This window comes from Microcystis sp. M53603_WE2 (assembly GCF_030065435.1).
This window is the reverse complement of the sequence record NZ_JASJFF010000178.1, coordinates 1-3,597: the sequence shown is the minus strand read 5'-3', so window position 1 is coordinate 3,597 and position 3,597 is coordinate 1. Positions and strand designations below refer to the sequence as shown.

Sequence of the window (3,597 nt, the reverse complement as noted above, 5' to 3'; positions counted from 1 at the left end):
GTGGGGTCTTACCCATTTTCAGGGGGCCAATTACCTAATTTTCAGGGAAAAAGTACCTGAATTTTCCCCCCAATCACTCCAAAGGTCGGCACTTTTTGAGGGAAAACAAGTCTAAAAACCCTATCCAACAAGGTTTTTAGATTTATTCAGCAAACCCTAAGTAGAGGGAACGGAAAAATATCTATAATTAATTCTGTCTGGATACTTACAGCGTTTCCCTAAAGATGAAGTCTAACCTAATTCCGCAACTGACTTTACAAAACGAAAACTTCCTACCTCACCATTAAGATAACTGCTATATCGGTGACTCTTAAATTAGTACAAATATATGAACAACCGCGTGTAAGCATCCCACCGAAAAACTAATGCGCTCCGGGGTTTGGGGGGTAGAACCCCCCAAAAACTTGGCTTGAATGATAAAATCAGAAATAACGCCCAACTCTTAACGCCAAATAGACTAATCTTGAAATTGTCTAGCATGAAATTGAGCGTAACGACCATTAAGATTTAATAACTCCTCGTGATTACCCACCTCGATAATTTCACCCTTTTCTAAGACTAAAATACGGTTAGCTTTTCTGACAGTTGCTAATCGGTGAGCAATAACAAATACCGTGCGCTCCGTCATAATTCTTTCTAAAGCTTCCTGCACTAAAGCTTCCGATTCCGAATCGAGCGCCGAAGTCGCTTCATCTAAGATTAAAATCCTCGGATTAGATAAAACCGCTCGCGCGATGGCGATTCTTTGTCTTTGTCCACCCGATAAATTAACACCCCTTTCTCCCACATAGGTATAGTAACCCTGGGAAAGTTCACTGATAAATTGATGAGCGTTGGCAATTTTTGCCGCTTTTTCCACCTCTTGCAGATTAAAATCTCCCTGACCAAAAGCGATATTTTGGGCTATAGTGCCAGAAAAGAGAATATTTTCCTGTAAAACTACGCCAATTTGTCGCCGGAGACTTTTTAAAGTCACATCACGAATATCCACCCCATCGATTAAAATCTTGCCAGAAGTGGGGTCATAAAAACGCAATAAAAGATTAACTAAAGTGGTTTTTCCCGCTCCCGATGCTCCCACTAAAGCAATCATTTCCCCAGCGTGTGCAGTAAAATTAATATTTTTTAAAACCTGTCTGTCCTGGTTGTAATAAAAATTTACTTGACAATATTCAACTTCTTTGCTATGGGGTTGCAGATTGATCGCATTCGGTTTTTCGGTAATTGTTGGCAAAATAGCTAACAATTCAAAAATCCGATCCATGGAGGCTTGCCCCTGTTTAAATTGATTATAATTACTGGTAATATGGGCGATGGGATCGATTAACATTGCCACCGCTGCCACATAACTAACAAAGTCAATTCCAGTTAAATTCTTTTGGGAAATTTGCCAACCAGCGAGAAAGAATAAAAAGATGACACCGAGAGCTTGTAAGAATCCCACCACGACGTATTGTAAAGCTTTGGTGGATTCTGATAGGTATTGAGCGCGGCGATTTTCCTCCGCTTCTTGGGCAAAAAGCTCGGTTTGATAATCTTCAGCAGCGAAAGCTTGCACCACGCGAATACCGCCAAAAACTTCGGTTAATAACGCAGAAAGGTTAGATATTTTCGCTTGGGCGCGACGAGCATACTGTAATAATTTTTCACCAAAAAATCCCACCAAAACTCCCAACAAAGGAGCGATAATAATGACAGCGATCGTCAATTGCCAGTTAACAATAAACATATAGGCAAAGACGACAATTAACTGTAAGGCGGAGGGAATAAAATCATGGAAAAATTTATTAATTACTTCCCCAATGCGATCAATATCTTCCGTTAAACGATAGGATAAATCACCAGTTTTCGCCGTTTCAAAGTAATTTAAGCCGAGGGTTTGCAGGTGTGCATAAACTTTTTTTCTTAATTCGAGGGCAATTTTTAAAGAAGCTTTTGCCATCAGGGAATCTTGCCCATACTGAGACATTCCCCGCAGTAAAAAAACCACTGCCCCCACCCCCGAAAGTGTCGCCAATGCTTGCACATTTCCCTCGCCGATATATCTGGCCATTTGTCCAGCTAACCAGGCTAAAATCGGCCAAAATACCGTAAATCCGATCGTACAGATGAACGCCAAAATAATTGTTTGGGTTTGGGGACGGAGATAGGGAATGAGGTTCCAATAACTAGAGCGAGATTTCAAAATAATTTAGCGCCTTTAAATATTAAGTATTCCTGCAAAATTAATTTGCTAGTCGAGACAGTTATCAGTTATCAGTTATCAGTTATCAGTTATCAGAACGTAGGTTGGGTTGAAGCATGAAACCCAACACCCCCAGGGATTACGCTACCGCTAACCCATCCTACAAATAATTGTGCCTCCCTACTTACTGATCACTGATTACTGATTACTGTTTAGGCACTCTTGCACTTTGGCCAGAGGTTAACTGAGAGGTATAATTAACCTTGCTTAGGTACTGAAGAAAAGGAGATTAACTAGGGTCTGCTGAAAAAGTTTTTCCTGGGGGTAGGAGTCAGGAGTCAGGAGTCAGGAGTCGGTCGTTTCAGGTTTTGTTGTCCTCTTTTTTTTGTACCAGTTTGTGTACTCAAAGAAGGATAATGCAAGGTTTTTGAAGGTCTTAATCCTATTTTCGCAGCATGAACATCGGATTTTAGCAGGTCAAAAGCCTTATTTTAAAAGGGTTTTACCATTATTCAGCAAACCCTAACTAACAAATTTGCCTAAGGGGTTAATCGGGGTGTAGAGACGTTTTTAGTCCACGTCCCTACGATGTTTTCCAATAATACAAAGTTATTATGCGATTAAACCGCCACAGCTTGATGAATGTAGCCTAATTCCGTCAATTTGTTCCAGACTTTGGCGACACTTTCCTCTAAAGTCTCTAAATCGGTGCGGCATTCCACTTCCGGGTTAAAAGGTGGTTCATAGGGATCATCAATTCCCGTAAAAGACTTGATTTCGCCAGCACGCGCTCTTTTATATAATCCTTTCACATCGCGATCCTCACAGACGTTTAAGGGAGCATTCACGAAAACTTCGACAAAATTGCCGATTTTTCCCCGTACTTCCTCGCGAATCTCACGATAGGGAGAAATAGCCGAAACTAGGACAATCACACCGTGACGGGTGAGCAAATTGGACACAAAACCAATGCGACGGATATTTTCATCGCGATCCTCTTTACTAAATCCTAAACCTTTGGTGAGGTTCGTCCGTACTATATCGCCGTCGAGAACTTCAATGGAATAACCTTCAGCGATTAATTTTGCCTGTAATGCCTCGGTAATCGTGCTTTTCCCCGCACCGCTCAATCCTGTTAACCAAACCGTCACGCCGCGCTGTTTCATAGTAATCATTAATAATACTTAAATCCTGTTTAGCGTACCATATCTCAGGGATCAGTGATCAGGAGTCAGGAGATAGGAGTCAGGAGATAGGAGTCAGGAGATAGGAGTCAGGAGATAGGAGATAGGAGATAGGAGATAGGAGATTATTTTATTTATTCTCCCCACACCCCACACCCCACACCCCACACCCCACACCCTACACCCCACACCCTACACCCCACACCCCACACCCTACACCCCACACCC

General features: G+C 41.9%; 2 protein-coding genes. Both read right to left on the bottom strand.

The window, feature by feature from the left end:
- Window positions 1-457: 457 nt before the first annotated feature.
- The gene (locus PX481_RS03865; RefSeq protein WP_004159601.1) at window positions 458-2,185 is read right to left on the bottom strand and encodes an ABC transporter ATP-binding protein; all 1,728 of its coding nucleotides are present in this window, start codon (window positions 2,183-2,185) and stop codon (window positions 458-460) included.
- Window positions 2,186-2,805: 620 nt separating this feature from the next.
- Complete coding sequence (gene cysC / locus PX481_RS03860; RefSeq protein ID WP_043999288.1) at window positions 2,806-3,351, bottom strand: adenylyl-sulfate kinase; 546 nt, start codon at window positions 3,349-3,351, stop codon at window positions 2,806-2,808.
- Between the last annotated feature and the right edge of the window lie 246 nt (window positions 3,352-3,597).